We start from the raw sequence: 23,042 nt of genomic DNA, 5'->3' as shown, positions 1-23,042 counted from the left end.
GATATAATTTTGATTGGATAGGGTTTATAAATGACGTTATTATAGAGGAATTATAAAGGGGGATTAATATAGTGGAGTATGAAAATAATTATAGAAATGATGACTATATTAATATAGAAAATTTCTCTAGAAAAATAGGAGAAAAGATTGGCATAGGAACCTCTATAGTTAAGGACTATATATTGGCTAAAGTAAGTATAGGTTTAGCTTCTAGTAGTGATGCAAGAGTTAAGATAGATGAAATATATAATAAAGATAACGATAAATATTATGGTGCTTCAATAAAATCTTCAACTATAAATTATATTTTGATGAATCAAGGTGATTTAGAAGAAGAGATATACGCAAGAAAAGTTCTTGGTATTTTATTAATAGCTGAATATGATTTTAACCTAAGAAACAGCATTATAAAGATTTTGAGGATTTACTATCCAGAAGTCTTTAATTCAGTTAAAAAGGTAGACAAGAAAAAATTAGTTAACAAGTATTCAAAGATGGATAAGATAACCAGAGAAATTGAGGCTAAATTAGATTCAGCAGTATATTTTTACATAACCATATATAAATCCCCAAATTGGTTAGATGAGGGATTTATAACAGCTATTATAGATGACATAATGAATTTTGAGTTTGAGGACTTTATTTCAGTAGATATCCAAGAAGAGATAAGAACTAAAAGCAATAAAATTTATAAAATTAAAGAAGAATTTTATAAAAAATATGGTGAGATTAATGACTATAAGGATTTTATAGCTTTTATTAATAAATATGATGAAGAAAAGTTAAGTATTTTAAAGAATATATTTAAAGTAAATAAATTAGATATAGATTATTTATTTAAGAATGATGAGTTTAACATTGATAAAATAATTTTAGCTTACATAAAAGTAGATAAAGCAGCATTTAAGTTAGAAGATATTCTTATAAATAGTGTTATAATGCAGCTTTTAATTGATAAATATAAAGAATCTAAGGAAATTTATTTTAATAACAATGAGGAGACGGTAAATTTCAAGTTAAAGGATTTAAAAAGTATAGTAAATGAGGTTAGGGATAAAAACATAAATTTAAATCTTGAGGTTAAAGATCTTGAAGAATATAAAAATCAAACAGAAAATATACTACATAATGAAAGAAATAAATTAATCAAAGAACATAATATAGAAATAAATTATCTTAAAAATAGAATAAAAGAGCTAGAAAATAATCTATATGAAGAACAAAAGTATAAAATTGAATTGAATGCTTTAAGAGAGTATGTATTTGAAAAAGATAATAACTATATACCAGAAGAAGAGGATAAAAGTTTAGTTGATCATATAAATGGTAAAAAGATCATAATCATTGGTGGAGCTAAAGAGTGGAGAAGAAAATTTAGAGAAAAGTACCCAGAAATAAGAAGTCTTAATGGGTTTAATGAAAACTTTGATGTTACAGTTTTAGGTATGGTTGATTATATATTCTTTTTTACTGGACATATGAGTCATGCAACTTATTATAAAGCTATAAACTATATAAGATTAAATCAGATCCCTTTTGGTTATATAGGTAAAACTAATTTGGATTTAGTTGAACTTGAGCTTATAGATGAACTAGAAAAATATAAAGCTTAGAGGAGAACCGTATGGTAAATGAGTTTAATGTAGAAAAATTCCTAGATACATATCCAACTATTGAAGAGGAAATAAAAGAGTATGATATTGATACAAATATTTTAAAAGATATATATGAGGATTATGTTTTATATGTAGATACCTATGAAACACAATCAGAGTTTATATCAACCATTCTTAGAACCCATTCTAAAGTTCATTCTGTTAAGTCTAGGGTAAAAAGACCATATAGGCTAATAGAAAAGATTATAAGGAAAACACCTGAGAGAAGAGAGATATATGGGGAGAGTTTTAGATTTTCTCTAGAAAATTATAGAGATGAAATAAATGACCTTATAGGTATTCGAGCTATTCATATTTTTAAACAGGATTGGGAGAGTATTCATGAATTTATATTAAATACTTGGAAAGTGGTTGAAATTACAGCTAATGTAAGAGATGGGGACGATACTAGACGATTTGAAGAGCTTGATATACAGATTAAGTCAAGAAAATCAGGATATAGGTCAGTGCATTATTTAATAGAATTTTATCCAACAAGCCAGAAGGTTATAGCAGAAATACAGGTTAGAACAATTTTTGAAGAAGGTTATGGAGAAATAGATCATCAGCTTAGATATTCTCATAATAAAATACCAGAGGTATTAGAGTCTAATTTATTATTATTTAATAGAATATCAGGAAGTGCAGATGAAATGGCATCATTGATACATCTTCTTAATAAAAATCTTTGTGATATGGAAAGTAAGTATAAAGAAATAATAGAACAAAAAGATGAAGAGATTAAAAGACTAAAAGAGAATATTAGATAAATTTTAAACCTAGATGCATTGGTTCATCTAGGTTTTCTAAGCTGTAAAGGTTCTGAAATGATTTGTAATAGTTTTGTTAGTAACGATATAGAAGGTGCTTGTGGTAAAATTTATGATATTGAATGTTTTCTATAAACAAGGAGGGAATATTATGGATGCTAGAATAATAATTGTTTTAGTGATGAATTTTATAATTTCTTTAATCGGTACTTTAGCTTATTCTGTGAGACTTGTTGGGGTTAGAACTGGTAAGATAGCAATATCTTTTGCTTTATTTAACGTACTTATGCTTGTATCTAGATTGGCAGTTACTATACAAAATCCTATATTATCAAAGTTTGTAGAAACAGGTGCTGAAAATATAAATATAGTTAATTCCTTTAATTTAATTATAATAATTTCAGGGGTAGCTTCTATAGTGGGAGCCTTTCTTATTCCATCTTTTCAAAGAATATTAGGAAAAGGGGTAGAATCTTTTTCAGAAGAAAGGTCTTTTCAAAAATTAATTATTCATAGTTTCTCTAAATCTGGAATAAAGTATGTTAAAAATTCTATAGCTATTCCAGTAAAAGAAAGTATTACATCTATAGATTTTAGAAAATTTCCAAAGAGAATAATAGTACTTAATATAATAATTGTAGCTGCATCTACGGTAGGGGCACTTGCACCTATATATGCAGGAAGCCTACAACCAGACTTAGGGAAAACATGCATGTCTTTATCAGCATTAATAAATGGGGTAGCTACAATATTAATGACCTTAGTAACAGATCCTCAGTTATCTATGATGACGGATGATGTCATGGAAGGAAAGTGTACAGAAGAAGATTTTAGAACTTGTGTTATTGGTATGGTTGGAAGTAAAGCAATAGGAACATTTTTAGCATTATTTCTATTAATACCAGCGTCTTATATAATAATATTTGTAGCTAAGATAATATAAATTTAGATTTGAGGTAGTAGAATGAAATTTTGCATAGTTTCAGATATACATGGAAATCTTAGGGCTTTAGAGTATATAATTAATTATGCCGACAAAGAAAATATTAAAACCATTCTTAATTTAGGAGATATCTTTGGAGGGGAAAACGATAAAGAGGTTTTCTTAAAGATAATAAATGATAAAAGATTTATAAATATAAGAGGGAATCATGATGACAATATATTAGAGTATATTGATGATAATCTTCTTAAAGAATGTATACTTATGTATAAAAATATTCCTATAAAACGAGTAGTAACTCTTGAGGAGAGAAAGTTTCTTATGGTACATTCAAGAGAAACTTCAAACAGAGATATTCCTATTATTTATAATGGAGGTTCCATAGAAGAGTTTATAGATGATTATTCTGAGGAGGTTGATTATGTTTTGATGGGACATACTCATCTTCAAATGTTGTTAACTTATTATGGGAAAAAGACTATAATAAATCCAGGATCTTTGGGATTATATTACGATAACTCAATATCTTTTTGTGTAGGATATATAACCGATGATGAAGTGAGTTTTGGTTTTAAGAAAATTAATTTAAACTCTTAGAATTTTTTAACAAAAAATTACTCATACTAAAAGTGAAATATTTAGTAGAAGGAGTGATTTTTTTGAAAAAAATATTTATAGCAGTTATTATAGCAGGTATGGCAATATCTAAACCTGTATTTGCGACAGAAATTAATGTTTTGACTAGAAGTGAAATAACAATACAAGCTGATGAAGGACAAGATAAATTTAAAGAATTCAAAGAGGCAAATAAGGCTGATTTTGAAGAGGTATTAAGTGAAAAAAGAGCAATTAGGAAAGAAATGCAACAGCTTTATGAAAAAAGACTAGGAATGAAAAAAGAATCTAAAGATGAAATGCGAACTTTTATAAAAGATATAAAAGATAGAGTTGACAAAGGTGAATTAACTAAAGAAGAAGGAATTCAGATAATTAAAGATAAGAGAATAAGTGATCAAGAGTATTTAAAGAATTTTAGCGAAGAAGGCAAAAAAGAGCTAAAAGCTATAGATGAAAAGATTAATGAACATTCTCAAGAGGTAAAGAAATTAAAAAAGGAATTAGAATCAAGTATAGAGGAAAAAGACTCAAAGAAAATGGAGTCAGCTAAGAAAAAGTATATTGATGCTATGAAAGACCATAATAAACTTCTAAAGCAAAAATTGGAGGTTATAAAGAAGTATTCAAAGAAATAGAAATGTTAAAAGAGGGAGAGGTTAATATTGAATATTAGAGAGAAAATCAAAAAGTTACCTAAAGTTGAACTTCATCTTCATTTAGATGGAAGTGTTAGAGAAGAGACTGTTTGGGAGTTATTAAATAAACAGGGAGAAAACACTAATTATAAATCATTTGAAGAGTTTTCAAAAATATTAAGTGTTGATGGTAAATGTGAATCACTTAAAGAATACTTAAAGGCTTTTGATTATCCAATTATGGTAATGCAAAATAAAGAAAATTTAAGAAGAATCTCTAGAGAACTTATAGAGGATTTAAGCATAGAAGGAGTAGTATATGGGGAAATACGATTTGCGCCTATATTACACACCTCTAAAGGATTAACAATTGAAGAGGTTATAGAGGCTGTTATCGATGGTATAAACGAAGGCGAGAAGTTATATGGAGTAAAGAGTAATTTAATTTTATGTGCAATGAGAGGATTTCCTTTAGAAAATAATATAAATGTTATTAAAAAAGGAGCAATATATTTAAACAAAGGTGTAGTTTCAGCAGATTTAGCTGGAAATGAACATGACTTTCCTCCGGAGGAAAGTAAAGAGGTTTTTGATTTAGCTAAGTCATTAGGTTATCACATAACCATTCATGCAGGTGAAACTGGGAGAGAAGAGAATATAATTAAATCTATAGATATAACACATGCTGAACGTATAGGTCATGGAATGTATGCTTACAAAAATCCTAAGATATATGATATACTTAAGGAGAAAAATATTACCCTTGAAATGTGTCCTACTAGTAACCTAAACACCAGTGCTGTTGATAGACTTGAGGATCATCCTATAAGGAAGTATTTTGATGAAGGAATTAAAGTAACTGTAAACACTGATAATATGACAGTATCAAGAATTACTTTAGAGGAAGAATTATATAATTTAAATGAAAAATTAGGATTTTCATATGAAGAGATTGTAGAATTAATGCAAAATGCTATTGAAGCATCTTTTTGTGACGATGAAACTAAAAAGTGGATAAAAAATAAATTTTAAAAACCTAATATTAGTAGTATAAATGAATGAAGAATAGATGATACTATCAGGGAAATTAAAAACAGAGTTTTGCCATAACCCTTTATAAGTATCCTCAAAAAACTCCTATATTATAGGGGTTTTTTATTTATGGATTTTAAGATAATATATTAATATAAGAAAATAAAAGAATAGGAGAAGAATTATGGAAGAACTTAAAAGCGCAGAAAATGTTGAAGAATCTTTAGGGTTTATGGTCTATTCGAGTAAAGAACAATTACAAGATGAAAAAGATGTTATAGCTAATTTATCAAATATATCAGCTATAATTAAATTTTACTTAGATAGATGTAACTGGGCAGGATTTTATTTAATGAAGGATGGAGAATTGGTTTTAGGACCATTTCAAGGACTACCAGCTTGTATTAGAATACCTTTAGGAAAAGGTGTGTGTGGTAATGCTGCAGCTGAAAAAAAGATTCTTAGAGTAGATAATGTTCATGAATTTCCAGGACATATAGCTTGTGATGGAGCATCAAATTCTGAGATAGTAATACCTATAATAAAAGATGGTGAAGTTTATGGTGTGCTTGATATAGACAGTCCAGAGCTTTCTAGATTTACAGAAGTGGAAGAGAAATATTTAACTGAAGTTGTTAAGTATATAGAAGCTTCAATATAATAATTAAAACCACCCTAAAATAAGGGTGGTTTTAATTAGACAAAGGAGGTGTAATGTCTAATTCAGCTTTAATTAAAATGAAATCAATTCAGGTATATTGCCTAGAAGAATTATGATTAAATAATTCTAAAGAGGATAGATTAATAGTAATTTTATATAATCCAGTATCTTTCAAATAATCCTTTAAAGGTTCCCCATTAATATCCTTTAAAAGAAACGTTGCATTTGAAGGAATTGGTATATAAAATTGCTATTAATTACTGCAAAATGATCTCAAGTAAGTGCACTTACAATAATATAATATTGAATAATTGAATGTATTGTTACAATTATTTGAAAAAATAAGTAGGTATTTAGGAGGAAATTTATGAACAGGGAAGAAATATTTAATAGAGATGTTTTTATACTTATAAGTATTGTGAATATGAAACTTAGAGATTCTTATGGAAGCTTAGAGGATTATTGTTATGAGGAGGAAGTTGATAGGGATGCCCTTGTAGAAAGATTTAGTGAAGAGGGGTATGTTTATAATAGTGAAACTAATTCATTTACAAAAGCTTAGTTGGTAATTATAATTAAAATATATTATTGGCGTTATTTACTATATGATAGGAGTGAGTGAGATGAAACCAATAGGTAAAGGGAGAATTGCTGTAGTACTAGTAGCAACTGCGGCTTTAGTAGCAAGTATAATAAAAGATAAAAAAGATAAATAAAAATATAATTAGAATAGAGGGCGTACTATTATCCACGTGGAGGGAGCATTTTGAAAAGTAGGGTTGTAATTATTAGGGGAATAATAGCAATAGGCGTTATATTAGCTATAAATGTTTATGCAAGATACAGTACATATGGGAATGTCATAAGTAATGTTTTATTAGTAGGGATAAGTGCGTTCTATTTAAAACTATATCTTGAAAAAGAGGCGTTTAAAAGTAAAAATGAGGTTTTAGAATCTGAACAAAAAACGTTAAAAGATAAAGAATCGGCACTAGATGAAATTGAACGTAGACATAAATTAGCTATAGAAGGTTCAATAGATACTATTAAAGAAAAAGAATTGAAGATAAGATATATGAGTTATTATGATTCCGTAACGGGATTATATAACAGACATTATTTAAAAAAATCAATAAATAAATACATTGAGATTCACAAAAAAGAAAAAAATAGAGCCGCATTGATTTTTATAGATTTAGACAATTTTAAGTATATAAATGATTCTTTTGGACATGAGTATGGAGATATACTTTTAAAAACATTGTCTGATAAATTAAAAAAAACAATCAACGAAAAAGATTTGTTAGGTAGATTTGGCGGCGATGAATTTATAATATTTTTACCTAATATTGAAAAGATATCACAAGTTGAGGATGTATTAAAAGGGGTAACGAATGTATTTAAGTATCCAAAAAACATATTAGGAAACTATATATATACTTCAGGAAGTGTAGGTATATCAATGTTTCCAGACGATGCAGCTGACTTTGCTACGCTTCTAAAAAATGCTGATGCAGCTATGTATAGAGCTAAGAGCAATGGTAAAGATACATATCAATTTTTTAATGATCAGATTGCAAATGAGATAATAAGACTATATGAAATAGAAGAAGGCCTTAGGGAAGCTTTGGATAATAATGAACTTTATGTGGAGTTCCAACCCAAGGTTGTGTTAACAGACAACAAAATTATGGGATTTGAAGCTTTAGCTAGATGGAAAAATAAGAGGTTAGGATTTGTCTCGCCAGCAGAATTTATTCCTATAGCTGAAAATAATAGGATGATATTAAAAATAGGAAGTTTTGTTTTAGAAGAAATATTTATTAAATGTAAGCAGTTTATAGAATTAGGGCATGATAATTTTAAAATAGCTGTAAATTTATCAGAAGTACAGTTAAGAGAAGGCGATATTGTTGAGGAGTTTAAACAACTAATTGCACAATACGAGATATCTCCTAAATTTATAGAAATAGAGATAACCGAGAGTATGTTAATGAAGTCATTTGATAATAATATAAAAATACTTATGGCTTTAAAAGATTTAGATGTTAGTATAGCACTAGATGATTTTGGAACCGGTTATTCTTCTTTAAATTATCTAACTAAGCTGCCTATAGATATATTAAAAATAGATAGAAGTTTTTTATTAGATATAATGGAGAATAGTAAAAGTAAATTTGTAGTAGAAAATATAATCCAGCTTTCACACAAATTAGGAATAGAAGTTGTAGCTGAAGGGGTGGAAGTAAAGGAACAAGTTGATTATCTAAGAAGTATATTCTGTGATTTTGTTCAAGGATATTATTTTTCTAGACCACAAAGCTTTGAAAATGCAGCTATTATGATGAAAGATAGATATATAGCTGTTTAGTTTATTAAATAATATAGTTAAGGATGTTTACTAAAAAATTAGCTATAGTAATTGTATAGCTAGAAAGTAAATATCCTTTTTATTAGTTCTGGAGGACAGGTTTTGAATAAAAATATAGATTTAACAAAAGGAAAAATATTAAGTGTATTATTGAAGTTAGCGCTCCCTATAATGGGGACATCATTTATTCAGATGTTTTATAATATGGTAGATATGTTATGGATAGGAAGGCTTGGAAGTGGAGCAGTAGCAGCTATAGGAACAGCAGGTTTTTTTAGCTGGTTTGGAGGATCTTTTATTTTAATATCTAAGGTTGGTGCAGAAGTTGGAGTTGCTCAATCTGTTGGACTGAAGGATGATGAAGGTGTCAAAAAATACATATCAAATAGTATAATAATCAACATCATACTTGCTTTTGTATATGGAATAGTATTGATTATTTTTAGAAACCAAATAATAGACTTCTTTGATTTAGGAGATGAAGGAATAGTAAGGGATGCAATTATATATTTAGTTATTATAGCATTAGGAACTGCTTTTAACTTTATAAACCCTATATTTACTTCTATATTTAACGGAACTGGAGATTCAAAAACACCATTTATAATAAATACAGTAGGATTAGTGTTTAACATAGTATTTGACCCTGTATTAATATTTGGCTTTGGACCATTTCCTGCTTTAGGTGTAGCAGGAGCAGCAATAGCTACAGTACTTGCACAAGTTGTGGTAACATTAATATTTATATATCATATATTTAAAATGAATCACTATTATTTCAGATTTAATTATTTTAAATATTGGGATAAAGAGTACGTATATAAGATTAGTAAAATGGGATTTCCAGTGGCAGTTCAAAATGGACTTTTTTCCTTTTTCTCTATGGTATTAGCAAAAATAATAGCTGGTTTTGGACCTACGCCTATAGCAGTACAAAAGGTAGGCTCCCAGATAGAAGCAATTTCATGGATGACAGCTGGAGGGTTTTCTACAGCAATAGGAACTTTTATAGGGCAAAATTATGGAGCAAAAAAGTGGGATAGAATAAAAAAAGGTTATATAGCGGTTATGGGAATGGCAATAATAACGGGCTTAGCTGCAACAATATTATTAGTGTTTTTAGGAGGGGAGATTTTTTCATTATTTTTACCTAATGAAGATGCTATAAGACTAGGGGAAACCTATTTAAAAATATTAGGTTACTCTCAGTTATTTATGTGCGTAGAAATAACTGCTGCAGGAGCCTTTAATGGATTTGGGAAAACTACAATTCCATCTGTAGTAAGTATTGTTTTTACAGCTCTTAGAATTCCATTAGCATTATTTTTATCTAAATCAACAGCATTAGGTTTAGATGGAGTATGGTGGAGTATTAGTTTAAGTTCTGTTGTTAAAGGTATATTAGTAACTTTTCTGTTTTGGCTTTTAATTCTAAGACCTGTGATAAATAACCAAATATCAAAATATAAATAATTATTGACAACAATTTGTATATAGTATAATATTATATAAAATAAAGATATATAATAATCCTGTGATAAGGAAGAGTAGTTTTAGATGTATGGTTCTAGAGAGTTGAGAATGGTGGGATCTCAATACCAAAGTTTATTATGAATGGGCCTTTGAGGAATAAAGTGAAATCTTTTTGGAGAGTAGCCTAATCGTAAATCCCACGTTATAGGGATAAAGATATGTTAGTATCTTTAAGAGTGGCGTATTTACGCAATTTAGGTGGCACCACGGATTATAGTCTCCGTCCTATTATTTTATAATAGGACGGAGTTTTTATTTTACCTTAAAATAGTAAGTTTATTTCTTTAATAAGGGGGCAGAACCATGAAATGAAAGGCAGCTTTAGAAAATCCATAGAAAATATATAAAAAATATAAAAACTTAGGGGGCAATTTATTATGAAAACAAAAAAATTAGTATTAAACTCAATATTATTAGCGATAGGACTTATGTTACATCAATTTACACCAGCATTAGGTTTTCCAATGCAACCAGATTTTGCACTTGCAACATTATTTATCATTATGATTTTAAATAAAGATTACAAAACTGTTTTAATAGCAGGGATAGTTACAGGAATATTTACAGCAATGACAACTAAATTCCCGGGTGGACAAATTCCTAATATAATAGATAAAATAGTTACTGTTACTATAGTTTATGGAATTTTATATATAATAAGAGAGAGATTGAATAAGAACGTTGTTTTAGGAATAATACTTCCTATAGGAACTTTAATAAGTGGAACAATATTTTTAGGATCTGCGTCTATACTTGTAGGGCTTCCGGGGGGAGCATCATTTGGGGTATTATTTATGGGAGTTGTTTTACCAGCGGTTATAATCAATTTAATTGCAGGTTTCGCATTATTTAAAGTATTTGAAACATCTTTAAGAAGAAGTGGTCTAACAAGAGATTTTAATATATAGTTAAAAAGTCATGAGAAAATTTTCTCATGACTTTTTATTAAAGTAGTCCATAATTTTGGGAACATGATAATCTTCTGTCAAAACAACCATAAAATCTCCTGGAATCAGTTCAGTGGTACCATTAGGAATTATTTCTTTTCCTTTACGATTAATAGAAACTAGAAGAGCCTCCTTTGGTATAGAAAGGTCTTTTATTAGATAGTTATCCATTGAAGATCCCAGCCTAACAGGAATTTCTAGTAAAACTTTTTCTCCATTACCTAAGTCACTATCTTCATTTTTGCTTAACATGTTATTAAGCAGCATTTCATAAACAGGTTCGCCATTTAATAAATCAGAGATTATATAAGAAGTTATACAAACAACACTTAAGGACAGTAGATGATTAAAAGAACCTGTCATTTCTGATATTAGTATTATACCTGTAATAGGTGATTTAACCACTGATGTAAAATATCCTGCCATTGATAAAAGTACTAAGTTATGAGTGAATTTAGGATCTAATCCTAAAAAGTTAGTAAATATTATTCCAAGTATACAACCAGTAATTGAACCTATAGATAATAGTGGAAGAAATATACCCCCAGGGGTAGAAGATGAATAAGAAACTATAGTAAATAGAAATTTTATTATTAGTAATAAAAATAGAAAGCCTAAAGTAAAGCTATTATTCATCAAGGATATAATTAAACTATGACCTCCTCCTAAAAGTTCAGGGATAGTTAGTCCTATAATTCCGCAAAATAAAAAAGGGATTATAGGCTTAAACTCTATAGGAATATTAAAGAGTTTATCATACTTATTCATAAAGGATAATATAGACTTGTTAAATAATACTCCAAGACAACCTAAAACAACTCCCAATAAAATAAGATAAAAGTAATTATTTAATGGGATTATATTAGAGATAGAGAAATCTAAAACTGGAGTCATACCAAAAAAATTCTTTGATATAAAATCAGCAGATATAGCAGATGCCATTACACTTAAAAGTAACAAAGGAGAAAAACTTTTATGAATTTCCTCTAAGGCAAACATAACTCCAGCTAGCGGAGAGTTAAATGCAGCAGCTAGTCCACCAGAAGAACCACAAGTAACTAAAAATCTTTCTTGAGTCTTGTTGTTTTTGAAAAATTTTGATATACCTAATCCAGTAGCCGATCCTATTTGGACAGAAGGACCTTCTCTACCCAAAGAAAGACCTGCTCCTAAGGTTATAATTCCACCTAAAAATTTTAAAACTATTACCCTAAGCCAATTCATATTAAATTTTCCTATAAGGTATCCTTGAACTTGAGGAATACCGCTCCCTTTAATCATAGGATCCATTTTTACTAGTAATCCTACAATATATCCAAGAAAAGCTAATACTATAAATAATATTATTATTTTAAATGGTGCTTCTTTAGCTTCTTCATATAGTGGAAAAGTATATTTAGTTACTATTTCAAGCATAAATCTATAAAATACTATTATTATTCCACCAAACAATCCTGTTAGTATACTTTGAAGAATTAGGGAAAGTTTAATTTTTGAGAAGCTGTGTATTAAGTTTTTTGTTTCAGAAATATTTTGTTTTTTCATATAAGCCTCCTTACAAATTAGTATTATACACCTATTTATTTTATTTGTAACTTATGTTACTGATAAAAATTTGAGAATGAATTATACTATGATTAAAGAAGTCAAGGAAAGAGGTTGAATAGAATGAGTTTATTTTTAGGAAAAGTTCATTTTTGGTTATTTAATAAAATAGTTTGGTTTGAAGGTTTAGAAAAAGAAGTAGAAAAGGTAATAGAAGAAAAAAATCTTCCTTTAAATAGTTGGAGAGAAGATATATATAACAAATATGGAAAACCAACAGAAGATAAACCTTTAGAAGATATGATAGATACATCTAATATTCATGGCTGGTTACAAGGGAAAATAGCTTCAGCAGAAGGAAGACAGGCAGCTTTTATTACTAAGGGAGTAAATGAATTAGGGGAAGGGTTCCTAGATTCCATAAAAGTAACGTATAAAGAACAAGGTGATAAAGCAGCTAAAGAATATTTAGAAAGTGGGGCTAGTGTAGAAGACCCAGCAGAAATATTTACAGCATTGAATAACTATATTTTAGATGGGATGCCTTGTGATAGAGCTAATGAAATATTAGAAAACTCAGAAGTAAAACTATCATGGGAAACAACTCTAGATGTTCATGAAGATTATTGGAACGCAGAAGGTGGAAATGTGCAATGGTTTTATGATGCAAGAGATTTCTGGATAGAAGCTTTTGTAAGTGGATTAAATGAAGCTTTTGGATTTAGAAAGACAGCTGACAATGTAAGAGAAATTTATAGAAGATAGGTGATAAGTATGAATGCTATTGATATTATGGTAGATGAACATAAAAATATCAAAAAGATGCTTGTTATAACAAGAAAGTATTGTAGAATGCTTTTAAATAATGAGGATTTTGATTTAGATGTATTTAATGAAATAATAGATTTCATTAGAAACTATGCAGATAAACATCATCACGGAAAAGAAGAAGAAATGCTATTTAATAAGATGGAAGAAGAATGTGTGGAAGCTATTAAAAAAACAATTAGATATGGTATGTTAGTAGAGCATGATATGGGAAGAATGTATGTTAGAGATTTAGAAGAGGCACTTAAGAGATACAAAGATGGTGACGAAGATGCTAAACTTGATATAATAGCTAATGCTATATCATACACACATCTTTTACAAAGGCATATTGATAAAGAGGATAACATATTATATAAATACGCTATAAACAATTTATCCAAGGATACTTTAGATAAATTAAATAAAGAATCTTTAGAGTTTGAAGAAAATGCTAAAAAGAATGGTACACAGGATAAATATATTAAGTTAATTGAAAAATTATCTTAAAAAGGTAGATTAAAAGATTAATAAATCTTTTAATCTACCTTTAATTTATTAGATATATATTCTCATAAAATACATATTTAATAAAAAATATTCTGGATTAATTTTTTTGTTAATAGCATCAATACTATGTTGTGTTATTAGAGGTTCTCGTCTAGTTGTGAAAGATGTGATTATAGCTGAATGGAAAACATGTCCGTTTTTGTGTTGAAAAAATACTAAATCCCCAATTTCTATTGAATCATCATTAATAAGTACTCCTTTAGGACCTTGGTGTAAATACTCTAAATTCTCTCTTAAAAGCCAAAATAGACTGTGTGCAGTAGACCACGAAACTGAATAATCTTTATCAGATTTATAGTACCAATAAGGAGAAATATATCTCATAGGAGCACCAGCAAAATGTATTATCTGAGATATAAAATTGGAACAATCATTTCCACCTGTGCTTTTAGACCCTAAATAAACATATTTATCATTTGGAATTAAAGCATATTTATATGCGTAATCTACCATTTTATTTCTACTTAATTCCTTCATTTAAATAACACTCAATTTATTGATTTATTTAATTATATGGAACTGTTCTTTGGTTTGTTCATCTATAGTTTTGAAAGTATATCCCTTTTCTTTATAGTATTTAATAATATAAGGAAGTGCTTTTACTGTATTTTTATGTTTATTACTACAATGAAGTAATAAGATGATTGAATCTTTTTCACTAATTGAATTTTTAAATATTTTATTTGGTTCAAGATTATAATTAGCGCCATCTCCACTATCTTGAGTCCAGTCATAAATTTTTAAGTTTTCTTCATGTAATAATTCAACCATAGAATTATTAATTTTATAGCTAATATTATTGCAACCAAAAGGAAATCTTAATATATTTGTTTCTAGACCTATTAAGTCCTTGATTTCAGACTGAGTTTTTTTCATTTCTGATAAAAAAGAAGCTTTACTTAAATAAAGGTTTTCTCTTTTATGAGTATAAGAGTGTAAACCTATACTATGACCATCGTTGTTCATACGTATGAGGGTTTCTTTATTGTCTTTAATTTGTTCTCCGATAACAAAGAAGGTAGCTTTAACATTTTCTTCTTTTAAAATGTCTAAGATATCATTCGATAGTTTAGTAGGGCCATCATCAAATGTTAAGTATATGGTTTTTTGAGGATTTTCTTTGGATAATTCTTCTGCAAATACTATATTAGAATTTAAAAGTAGAGCAACTATGAATAATATTAGAAACTTTATTTTTGACATCTCAATTACCTCCATTTCATTTTTATAGTATGTACTATTGAGTAAAAAATATTAAATATTAAAATTAGTAAATAAAACTATAAGAAGTTTTAATATTAATTTATAATAAAACAATATAGACACTTTAGAAATTATAAAAAGTAACGAAATATTAATTAGAGTAATAAAGAATAAATGCAATTGGTGGTGCTTACGTGGGTAGAATTAATTTTAGAAGTGCATTTATAGGTTTTTGTATATTATTTTCTATTATAATAACTTATATTTATAAAAAAAGTATGTTTAATAGCATATTAATGATAGTGATTTTAGGGTTTGTATTTTTCGAAATATATAAATTGTTAGTGAAAAAAACTTATAATTTAAATAATGAGAAAGATCAATATTATTATAGGTTTAAGACAACCCTAGATTCTTTAAATGCAATGTTAATAGAGGTTTATGAATCAAATAAAGTATTATATATTTCAGAAATTATAAAGAAAGAATGGCTTATTAGTGAGGATATAAATTATAAAACTTTATTATCAATGTTTTCAGATGAGTATAAAGAAGCTTTGCAGTACGTTTTAGATGATTATATTTTATATAAAAAACAAGAAGAATTTAGCTTGTTTAGTGAGTTATATACTAAAGATAACAAAAAGAAATATTTATCCATAAAAGGCAAAGGTCAAAAGAATAGTCATGGTGAATATCATATAAGTGTGGTTATTTTTGATATAACCCATGAAAAAGAGCAAGAAACCAAGATAGAATATATAAAACTACATGATGAAATAACAGGTTTACCAAATAGACATCATTTCAAGCAAAAAGCTAATAGTATTATTATGGAGATAAAAGATACTTACGAAAATATAGCATTAATATTTATAGATATAGATAATTTTAAGTATATTAATGATGCATTTGGAAGTGAAATTGGTAATAAAGTACTGAGAAAAATAGGAAGTTTATTAAAGGAAAATGGAGATGCTGATAGTTTTGTATCCCGTTATGCCGGAGATGAATTTATAATATTAAAAAGAAATATTTTAGACTTAAATATATTAAATACCTATTTGAAAAAATTAATAGAGGACTTAGGGAATTGCATAAGAGTCGGAGATAAAGAGATTTACACAACTATTAGCATGGGAGTAGCGTTATATCCTAAAGATGGTGAGGATTTAGAAACCTTATTAAAGAGGGTAGACGTGGCTATGTATAGTGCTAAAAATGAAGGTAAAAACACATATAGATATTTCAATATGGACATACTCAACTCTATAAACAGGCAATATTTAATTGAAAAAGGTTTGAGAAATGCTATAAAAAATAAAGAATTGTATTTAGTAATGCAACCTAAAGTTAGAAGTAATGATGAGAGCATAGAAGGTTTTGAATGTTTAGTAAGATGGAATAGCGAAGAATTAGGAGTAGTTTCTCCAGCAGAGTTTATACCAATAGCTGAAAGTTCCAGTATAATTATTGAATTAGGGAAGTATATTATAAAAGAAGCCATGGAAAGATGTAGAACCATGATAAATGAAACCAATAAAAAATTTAAGCTATCAATAAATTTATCAGAAGTTCAATTAAGAGACGAGTCATTATTAGAATTTATAAATCTTGAAGCTAGTAAGTGGGATATAGATCCTTCTTATATAGAATTTGAAATAACAGAAACGGTATTAATTCAATCGGCTGAAAGAAATGTAACTATTCTCGAGAGATTAAAAGAAAGAGGTTTCTCTATAGCTCTAGATGATTTTGGAACAGGATATTCCTCATTAAATTATTTAAATATACTGCCTATCGATATCTTGAAAATAGATAGATCTTTTATAGTAGGTATTGGAGTAGATAAAAAAAGCGAATACATCATAAGAACCATAATAAATCTTTCTCACGATTTAGAAATAAAGGTAGTCGCAGAAGGAGTAGAAACAAAAGAGCAGTTAGAATTCCTTAAAAATTGCAAATGTGATATTATACAAGGATATTTTTTCTCTAAACCACAAATGTATAATAAAGCTCTGTTTATGCTAAGAGAAGGTGTAGTTGGAGTAGCTGAATAAATAAGTACCATGTAGATAAAGGTTTTTAAAAACCATGAAATGTGATATAATAATTATATAAATAATAAGAAAAGGATGATCTATATGGGAAGAGGTTTTAGTAATATTGTCTATATAATACTAACTATAGTTGTAATATTAGGAGTAATAAACCTTCTGGCTGTATTTCTTCCATACATAATCATTATTATAGCTGTTTTATGGTTATATAGACTTATAAAAGGAAAGAAATATAGTAAGAGAGAAAGAAATTCAAGTAACTATAGATATAATAGTAATCAAGCTAATGACATTCAACATAATGAAGATGGGGATGTTGTTGACGTAGAGTATGAAGAAATAAACAAATAATTAAATAAAAAAATGCTGTACTTTTATATAGTACGGCATTTTTTTATCGCCAATTTTAGACACCAAAGCTGTAGTTTAATCATAATATGTAGGGAAAGTAAACCTAAGGAGGAATTAAAATGAGTCACAATCATCAAGACGGATACTATAATATATACGATGGATACAGTCCATGTGAGGAAACAGTTAATAGCTGTGAGGACACAAATGATACAATACCAAATCCATGCCCAGTTCCACCAACAAGAAGAGGAACTATAACTGTATTTTCTAAACTTGGAACTCAAGATGGAGAACCTTTAGAAGGCGTTAAAGTAAATCTTTATAGGCTTGGAGATTGCCCTAAATTAGTTCAATGTGAAGTAACAGATTGTCAAGGGAAAGTAGTTTTTAATAATTTAGAAGAAGGATCATATAGAGTTATCCAAATAATTGATAGAAACTATTTCCAAAAACCATGCTATATTCCTTGGAATGAAGTAAATATAGATGGAAATACAAGAAATTCAACTATTACAGTAGTAAATAGACTTAACCCATCAGTAATAAATAGACACAGATGTAATTGTAATAATAACTGTGATGACGGTTTAGGATGGCTAGCATTAATACTTTTATTTGGCTTCTGTGGATTTGGCTTCTTCTGGTAATAATTTTATACTATATTGAAATAAGCGCAGTTTTAAACTGTGCTTATTTTATTGAATAAAAAGCTTTTTTAATATACAATTTTATATGTATTTTAATGAAAAGAGGTATATGATATGGAAAATAATATTGATGTATATATTAAGCTAGGAGAGAATGGGGTTATACCTAAATATGGGTCTATTAATGCAGCAGGTTGTGATTTATACGCAGCTAGTGACTTAGTAATAAGACCAGGAGAAATTAAGGTGTTATCACTGGATTTTATTATGGCAATACCAGAGGATTGTGAAGCGCAAGTGAGGCCAAGAAGCGGTTTATCATTAAAAACAACACTTAGGATTCCTAACTCACCTGGAACTATAGATGCTGATTATAGAGATAATGTTGGGGTAATAATAGAAAATAACTATAGTATAGAAAACTTGCCTTATGAAATAATGAAATCTCCTGAATTAATAGAGGTTTTAGAGAAAGAATATAGAGAAGTAAGTTTATCAGAGATAGTTAAGAGTAATAGCAATTGTAGTATTTTAAATAACAAAATTTATTTAGATAAAAATGATAATCCTTATGGAAGTATATACATAAAAAAGGGAGAAAGAATTGCTCAGATGATTTTCTGTAAATATAAGAGAGCAAATTTTATAGAGCATGAAAACCCTAAAGCTATAGGTGAAAATCGTGGTGGCGGTTTTGGACATACTGGAATATAAAGAAAGCAGGAATATATCCTGCTTTTCTAATCTTCTACAAGAGTTTCCCATTCCTCATAAAGAGAGGATATCTTATCTTGAGTTTCAGAAATTTCTTTATTGATTTTTACAATTTCATCACCATTAGAAAACACTTCAGGCAAACATTGCTTTTCCTGCAAAGCTAATAGCAATTCCTCAGCTTGACTTATTTCTTTTTCAATGGTCTGCAGCCTTACTTTTATAGCTTTAGATTCTTTTTCTATTTCCTTTTTCTTTTTTCTTTCTTCTCTTATTTGGGTTTTAGTTTTTCCTTGAGAATCTTCAAGTATAGACTCGAATCTATTAGGATTACTTTTCTTTTCACTATAATAAGTATAGTTACCCAAATACTCCTTTATTCCATCTTCCTTCAACTCATAAATTTTAGTTATGACTTTATTTAAGAAATATCTGTCATGAGATATAACCATAAGAGTACCATCATAAGTTAAGATAGCATCTTCTAAGGCCTCTCTAGAAACTATATCTAAGTGATTGGTAGGTTCATCTAGAAGAAGGAAATTGTCCTTAGCTAGCATAAGTTTAAGTAAATTAATTCTACATTTTTCTCCACCACTTAAGAGATGGATTTTCTTAAAGGCATCCTCTCCTTTAAAAAGGAATGCAGCTAAAGCGCCTCTTACTTCCGAAGTAGTAAGCTCTGGAAATTCACTCCATACTTCATCTAGAATTGTATTATCAAGGTTAAGGTCGGATTGTTCTTGATCATAATATCCGATCTCTACATTCCTACCTATTACTTTAACTCCAGTATCAGCTTTTATTTTCTCTAAGATTATCTTAAATAAAGTAGTTTTACCTCTTCCATTTTCTCCGATTAAGGCAACCTTATCTCCTCTTCTTAAATCCATTGAAAGGTTATTGAACAAAACCTTATCGCCATAAGCTTTTTTCAAGTTTTCAATATGAATTACATCATTACCACTTTTTACTTTAGTTTCAAAACTAATTTTAGAGGCTTCTTTTTCTTTTTCAGGAGCATCAAGTAGTTCGATCTTATCTAAAGCCTTTTCTCTACTTTCAGCAGCTCTTATGCTTTTTTCTCTATTAAAAGAACGAAATCTATCTATTATTTCTTTTTGTCTTTTAATTTCTGCTTGTTGAAGATTATAGGCTTTGGCTCTAGCTTCTTGATCTTTTTTTCTAAGTTCTAAAAACTTAGTATAGGATGCATTATAGCAATATATAGTGCCCTGAATTACTTCAAAGGTGGAAGCAGTTACTTTATCTAAAAAGAATCTATCATGGGATATAACTAAAATAGTGCCTTTATATGTAGATAGGTATTCTTCTAACCATTCTATTGCATCTAAATCTAAATGATTTGTAGGTTCATCTAAGAGTAATATGTCTGGGTTTCTTAAAAGCAGTTTTACTAAAGCAATTCTGGTCTTTTGTCCACCGCTTAAAGTAGAAATATATTTATTAAAATCATTTTCTGTGAAGCCTAATCCTTTTAAAATTCTCGAGATTTCACCTTTATATGTATATCCACCCCTATGAGAGTAAATATCTTGTAGAGTTGTATAGTCATTAATTAATTTGTCATGATAAGAAGAGTTAGATTCATCATAGGGTTCTTTTAACCTTTCTTCTAAGGTTAGAAGTCTTTCTTCTATATTTAATAGTTCTTGAAAAACTGTTAAAGTCTCATCATAAATTGTGTTTTCTTCAGAAAGTTCTAGATGCTGAGAAAGATAACCAAGGGTTTTGTTTTTATCTAAAAAGACATCACCTGAATCGGCAGAAAGTTGACCAGTTAAAATCTTAAATAGAGTAGATTTACCTTCACCATTTCCACCTATAATACCTATTTTATCCCCTTCATTTATAGAAAAACTTATTTTATTTAAAACAACCTTCGTTCCATAACTTTTTTCAAGATTTTTACAACCTAAAATAATCATAGTTAATACTCCTTTATGGAAAATAAAAATACTTATACCATTATACTATCCTCACATGATTTAATCAAACAACACAATATGAGTAGATAAAAAAATTAAGCATCCAATAAAAAGAATATTGGGTGCTTAATTTATAAAAAACTTTATTATGTTCTTAGAAGTTTATTTCTATGTTTATTTTTCTTCAAAATAATTAATAAGTGATTTATTATGATGTTCCAATGTTATTGAAATTATTTTTTTAGTAAATAACTTAATCATATGATCAGGCATTTTATAGGATCTAAAATTAGAAATAATACTTTGATAGTCATTTTCTATTATATCAAAAACTGTATCAGTTTCTTTTGAGTTATCTTGACGAAAATCTAAGTCATCATCTTCATCTAAACTTCTTATTAATGAAAAAGTATTAGGAATATCAGTTACTATAGTATTTGGGGCAGAGCTTGAGAATACTTTGCCATTAAACTCTCCTATTAAATCTTTAGATTTTGTTATGGTAGAAGAAAACCCTTTGGAAAACATCATTAAACTTAATGGATCTCTAAACACTTCAAAAACAAGGTCATCACTCATATATTTATCTGCTGGAACCATTGTATACCTCCTTAGAAACTTATTTTATTATTAAAGATTATGAAATTAATTTATTTATTAGAACTTTTAATTCAACAAAAGTTTTTCATAAGAATATGATGTTTATAAGGAGGTAATGAGCATGTATCCTGAAGATAAAAGAATAAGAGAAACCTTTATTGGTATAGAGGAAACAGTAAAAATAAACAATGGAAAATTCACAAAATCAATAAATTTTGATAATGCAGCTACCACTCCTGCTTTTAAAAAAGTTCTAGAAAGTGTAAATAATTTTATACCTTATTACGGAAGCGTTTCTAGAGGGGAAGGGTTTAAATCTAAAGTAAGCACAGATATATATGAAAAGTCTCGAGAAAAAATTCTTGAATTATTTTCTTTATCAGGTAGGACAGATTATGAAGTAATATATGTAAAAAATGCAACAGAAGGACTAAATAAGTTATCAAATAGATTGATAACTTCCCCAAATGATTTAGTTATAAGCACTAGAATGGAACATCATTCAAATGATTTGCCATGGAGAGGAAAATGCAGATTAGATTATATTGAGGTGGATGAATACGGAAGATTATCAGTAGATGATATAGAAAAAAAGCTTAAAGAAAATGAAGGACAATTTAAATATTTAACTATTACTGGAGCATCAAATGTAACTGGATATGTAAATCCGGTTAATAAGATAGCTAAATTAGTTCACAAATACGGTGGTAAAATCATAGTTGATGGAGCTCAACTTATTCCGCATGAAAAAGTTAATATGGCAGGATTAGAGCCTGGGGAAGAGATAGATTACTTGGTATTTTCAGCTCATAAAATGTATGCACCTTTTGGAATAGGCGTTATTGTAGCTTTGAAGGAAGGGCTTATACATGGAGAGCCTGATTATAAGGGTGGCGGAACTGTAAATTTTGTAACTGATGATAATGTTATTTGGGGGGAAGGATCTAGTAGAGATGAAGCTGGAACTCCAAATCTTTTAGGTGTAATAGCTTTACTTGCTGCAATTGATGAAATTAATAAAATTAGTTACAGGACAATAGAAAAAAGAGAAGAGTGGCTAACAAGAGAACTATTAAGAGGATTAAATAATATTGGTAATATTGATATATATGGATATCCATATTATGATGGCAATAGATTAGGAATAGGGGCTTTTAATGTAAGAGGTTTATGGCATGGGCACGTAGCTAGTCTTTTATCTGAGCTTGGAGGAATTAGTGTCAGAAATGGATGTTTTTGCGCTCAGCCATATGTCCAAAGATTATTAAATATAGATAATGAAACTATTGAAGAACATTTTAGAAATCCTCATAGAATAAAGGAAGGTATGGTAAGAGTAAGCTTTGGAGTTTATAATACCTTAGATGAAGTATGGAGGTTTTTAAATACACTAGAGTATATTGCAAAAAATTATAGGTAAAGGTG

Annotated in this window: 23 protein-coding genes and 1 other annotated feature; of the genes, 18 read left to right on the top strand and 5 right to left on the bottom strand. The window is 28.3% G+C overall.

Features of this window, described 5'->3' with window-relative positions:
• Window positions 1–71 precede the first annotated feature (71 nt).
• The 11 genes from L1S49_RS06385 to L1S49_RS06335 all read left to right on the top strand — a co-directional run bounded on the left by L1S49_RS06385 (window position 72) and on the right by L1S49_RS06335 (window position 11,126).
• On the top strand, window positions 72–1,613 hold the full coding sequence (locus tag L1S49_RS06385) for a hypothetical protein (protein WP_238903172.1): 1,542 nt from the start codon (window positions 72–74) through the stop codon (window positions 1,611–1,613).
• A gap of 11 nt (window positions 1,614–1,624) precedes the next feature.
• Complete coding sequence (locus tag L1S49_RS06380; protein ID WP_238903171.1) at window positions 1,625–2,425, top strand: RelA/SpoT domain-containing protein; 801 nt, start codon at window positions 1,625–1,627, stop codon at window positions 2,423–2,425.
• 151 nt (window positions 2,426–2,576) lie between these two features.
• Window positions 2,577–3,368 carry a lipid II flippase Amj family protein gene (locus L1S49_RS06375; RefSeq protein WP_238903167.1) on the top strand — a complete coding sequence of 264 codons (792 nt, stop codon included), beginning with the start codon at window positions 2,577–2,579 and terminating at the stop codon, window positions 3,366–3,368.
• Between the two features lie 21 nt (window positions 3,369–3,389).
• Window positions 3,390–3,965, top strand: a complete 576-nt coding sequence (locus L1S49_RS06370) for a metallophosphoesterase family protein (RefSeq protein ID WP_238903166.1) — start codon at window positions 3,390–3,392, stop codon at window positions 3,963–3,965.
• Window positions 3,966–4,027: 62 nt separating this feature from the next.
• A complete protein-coding gene (locus L1S49_RS06365) occupies window positions 4,028–4,621 on the top strand; it encodes a hypothetical protein (protein ID WP_238903162.1) in 594 nt (197 codons plus the stop codon).
• 27 nt (window positions 4,622–4,648) lie between these two features.
• Window positions 4,649–5,653: an adenosine deaminase gene (gene add, locus L1S49_RS06360; protein WP_238903160.1), complete on the top strand. Its 1,005-nt coding sequence runs from the start codon at window positions 4,649–4,651 to the stop codon at window positions 5,651–5,653.
• A 232-nt stretch (window positions 5,654–5,885) separates the two neighbouring features.
• Entirely contained in the window at window positions 5,886–6,314 is a 429-nt protein-coding gene (locus L1S49_RS06355; protein ID WP_238903206.1) for a GAF domain-containing protein, read from the top strand.
• Between the two features lie 367 nt (window positions 6,315–6,681).
• The gene (locus L1S49_RS06350) at window positions 6,682–6,876 is read left to right on the top strand and encodes a DUF4250 domain-containing protein (protein WP_073020998.1); all 195 of its coding nucleotides are present in this window, start codon (window positions 6,682–6,684) and stop codon (window positions 6,874–6,876) included.
• 204 nt (window positions 6,877–7,080) lie between these two features.
• Window positions 7,081–8,685: a bifunctional diguanylate cyclase/phosphodiesterase gene (locus L1S49_RS06345; RefSeq protein WP_073021000.1), complete on the top strand. Its 1,605-nt coding sequence runs from the start codon at window positions 7,081–7,083 to the stop codon at window positions 8,683–8,685.
• Window positions 8,686–8,787: 102 nt separating this feature from the next.
• Window positions 8,788–10,158 carry an MATE family efflux transporter gene (locus L1S49_RS06340; protein ID WP_238903159.1) on the top strand — a complete coding sequence of 457 codons (1,371 nt, stop codon included), beginning with the start codon at window positions 8,788–8,790 and terminating at the stop codon, window positions 10,156–10,158.
• A 52-nt stretch (window positions 10,159–10,210) separates the two neighbouring features.
• Window positions 10,211–10,449: a binding site (T-box leader), on the top strand.
• Window positions 10,450–10,595: 146 nt separating this feature from the next.
• A complete protein-coding gene (locus L1S49_RS06335; RefSeq protein WP_238903157.1) occupies window positions 10,596–11,126 on the top strand; it encodes a tryptophan transporter in 531 nt (176 codons plus the stop codon).
• 24 nt (window positions 11,127–11,150) lie between these two features.
• On the opposite strand, the gene L1S49_RS06330 is transcribed toward L1S49_RS06335, so the two are convergent.
• On the bottom strand, window positions 11,151–12,710 hold the full coding sequence (locus L1S49_RS06330) for a ClC family H(+)/Cl(-) exchange transporter (RefSeq protein ID WP_238903155.1): 1,560 nt from the start codon (window positions 12,708–12,710) through the stop codon (window positions 11,151–11,153).
• Between the two features lie 123 nt (window positions 12,711–12,833).
• On the opposite strand from L1S49_RS06330, the gene L1S49_RS06325 reads away from it, so the two are divergent.
• Both L1S49_RS06325 and L1S49_RS06320 read left to right on the top strand, forming a co-directional pair.
• Window positions 12,834–13,475 carry a hypothetical protein gene (locus L1S49_RS06325; protein ID WP_238903153.1) on the top strand — a complete coding sequence of 214 codons (642 nt, stop codon included), beginning with the start codon at window positions 12,834–12,836 and terminating at the stop codon, window positions 13,473–13,475.
• 9 nt (window positions 13,476–13,484) lie between these two features.
• On the top strand, window positions 13,485–14,027 hold the full coding sequence (locus tag L1S49_RS06320; RefSeq protein ID WP_238903151.1) for a hemerythrin domain-containing protein: 543 nt from the start codon (window positions 13,485–13,487) through the stop codon (window positions 14,025–14,027).
• Window positions 14,028–14,075: 48 nt separating this feature from the next.
• Here the strand turns inward: L1S49_RS06320 and L1S49_RS06315 are convergent, their stop codons facing one another.
• Both L1S49_RS06315 and L1S49_RS06310 read right to left on the bottom strand, forming a co-directional pair.
• The gene (locus L1S49_RS06315; protein ID WP_073017980.1) at window positions 14,076–14,564 is read right to left on the bottom strand and encodes an amidase domain-containing protein; all 489 of its coding nucleotides are present in this window, start codon (window positions 14,562–14,564) and stop codon (window positions 14,076–14,078) included.
• A gap of 24 nt (window positions 14,565–14,588) precedes the next feature.
• Window positions 14,589–15,290 carry a polysaccharide deacetylase family protein gene (locus L1S49_RS06310; RefSeq protein WP_238903149.1) on the bottom strand — a complete coding sequence of 234 codons (702 nt, stop codon included), beginning with the start codon at window positions 15,288–15,290 and terminating at the stop codon, window positions 14,589–14,591.
• Window positions 15,291–15,484: 194 nt separating this feature from the next.
• Here L1S49_RS06310 and L1S49_RS06305 point away from each other — a divergent pair, with 194 nt between their 5' ends.
• From L1S49_RS06305 to L1S49_RS06290, 4 genes are all read left to right on the top strand, one after another.
• Window positions 15,485–17,353 (top strand): bifunctional diguanylate cyclase/phosphodiesterase, encoded by a 1,869-nt coding sequence (locus tag L1S49_RS06305; protein ID WP_238903147.1) that lies wholly within the window; start codon window positions 15,485–15,487, stop codon window positions 17,351–17,353.
• A gap of 84 nt (window positions 17,354–17,437) precedes the next feature.
• Entirely contained in the window at window positions 17,438–17,704 is a 267-nt protein-coding gene (locus tag L1S49_RS06300; RefSeq protein ID WP_238903145.1) for a hypothetical protein, read from the top strand.
• 119 nt (window positions 17,705–17,823) lie between these two features.
• Window positions 17,824–18,354 (top strand): prealbumin-like fold domain-containing protein, encoded by a 531-nt coding sequence (locus L1S49_RS06295; protein ID WP_021802958.1) that lies wholly within the window; start codon window positions 17,824–17,826, stop codon window positions 18,352–18,354.
• Between the two features lie 114 nt (window positions 18,355–18,468).
• Window positions 18,469–19,068 carry an aminotransferase gene (locus L1S49_RS06290; RefSeq protein ID WP_073017973.1) on the top strand — a complete coding sequence of 200 codons (600 nt, stop codon included), beginning with the start codon at window positions 18,469–18,471 and terminating at the stop codon, window positions 19,066–19,068.
• Between the two features lie 26 nt (window positions 19,069–19,094).
• Here L1S49_RS06290 and L1S49_RS06285 read toward each other — a convergent pair whose 3' ends face one another.
• Both L1S49_RS06285 and L1S49_RS06280 read right to left on the bottom strand, forming a co-directional pair.
• Complete coding sequence (locus L1S49_RS06285) at window positions 19,095–21,017, bottom strand: ABC-F family ATP-binding cassette domain-containing protein (protein WP_238903143.1); 1,923 nt, start codon at window positions 21,015–21,017, stop codon at window positions 19,095–19,097.
• A gap of 174 nt (window positions 21,018–21,191) precedes the next feature.
• Window positions 21,192–21,617 carry a hypothetical protein gene (locus L1S49_RS06280; protein WP_073017967.1) on the bottom strand — a complete coding sequence of 142 codons (426 nt, stop codon included), beginning with the start codon at window positions 21,615–21,617 and terminating at the stop codon, window positions 21,192–21,194.
• A 121-nt stretch (window positions 21,618–21,738) separates the two neighbouring features.
• Between L1S49_RS06280 and L1S49_RS06275 the strand changes: the two genes are divergently transcribed.
• On the top strand, window positions 21,739–23,037 hold the full coding sequence (locus L1S49_RS06275) for an aminotransferase class V-fold PLP-dependent enzyme (protein WP_238903141.1): 1,299 nt from the start codon (window positions 21,739–21,741) through the stop codon (window positions 23,035–23,037).
• Window positions 23,038–23,042: the final 5 nt, after the last annotated feature.

Source organism: Clostridium sp. YIM B02506 (assembly GCF_022324845.1).
Taxonomy (GTDB): domain Bacteria; phylum Bacillota; class Clostridia; order Clostridiales; family Clostridiaceae; genus Clostridium_T; species Clostridium_T intestinale.
The sequence above is the reverse complement of the archived record's forward strand: the minus strand, read 5'-3'. Positions and strand labels throughout refer to the sequence as shown.

Coding starts and splice junctions, on each gene's coding strand:
- L1S49_RS06380 (WP_238903171.1), top strand. CDS start 1,625: ATGGTAAATGAGTTTAATGTAGAAAAATTCCTAGATACATATCCAACT.
- L1S49_RS06375 (WP_238903167.1), top strand. CDS start 2,577: ATGGATGCTAGAATAATAATTGTTTTAGTGATGAATTTTATAATTTCT.
- L1S49_RS06370 (WP_238903166.1), top strand. CDS start 3,390: ATGAAATTTTGCATAGTTTCAGATATACATGGAAATCTTAGGGCTTTA.
- L1S49_RS06355 (WP_238903206.1), top strand. CDS start 5,886: ATGGTCTATTCGAGTAAAGAACAATTACAAGATGAAAAAGATGTTATA.
- L1S49_RS06350 (WP_073020998.1), top strand. CDS start 6,682: ATGAACAGGGAAGAAATATTTAATAGAGATGTTTTTATACTTATAAGT.
- L1S49_RS06335 (WP_238903157.1), top strand. CDS start 10,596: ATGAAAACAAAAAAATTAGTATTAAACTCAATATTATTAGCGATAGGA.
- L1S49_RS06330 (WP_238903155.1), bottom strand. CDS start 12,710: ATGAAAAAACAAAATATTTCTGAAACAAAAAACTTAATACACAGCTTC.
- L1S49_RS06325 (WP_238903153.1), top strand. CDS start 12,834: ATGAGTTTATTTTTAGGAAAAGTTCATTTTTGGTTATTTAATAAAATA.
- L1S49_RS06320 (WP_238903151.1), top strand. CDS start 13,485: ATGAATGCTATTGATATTATGGTAGATGAACATAAAAATATCAAAAAG.
- L1S49_RS06315 (WP_073017980.1), bottom strand. CDS start 14,564: ATGAAGGAATTAAGTAGAAATAAAATGGTAGATTACGCATATAAATAT.
- L1S49_RS06310 (WP_238903149.1), bottom strand. CDS start 15,290: ATGTCAAAAATAAAGTTTCTAATATTATTCATAGTTGCTCTACTTTTA.
- L1S49_RS06300 (WP_238903145.1), top strand. CDS start 17,438: ATGGGAAGAGGTTTTAGTAATATTGTCTATATAATACTAACTATAGTT.
- L1S49_RS06295 (WP_021802958.1), top strand. CDS start 17,824: ATGAGTCACAATCATCAAGACGGATACTATAATATATACGATGGATAC.
- L1S49_RS06290 (WP_073017973.1), top strand. CDS start 18,469: ATGGAAAATAATATTGATGTATATATTAAGCTAGGAGAGAATGGGGTT.
- L1S49_RS06285 (WP_238903143.1), bottom strand. CDS start 21,017: ATGATTATTTTAGGTTGTAAAAATCTTGAAAAAAGTTATGGAACGAAG.
- L1S49_RS06280 (WP_073017967.1), bottom strand. CDS start 21,617: ATGGTTCCAGCAGATAAATATATGAGTGATGACCTTGTTTTTGAAGTG.
- L1S49_RS06275 (WP_238903141.1), top strand. CDS start 21,739: ATGTATCCTGAAGATAAAAGAATAAGAGAAACCTTTATTGGTATAGAG.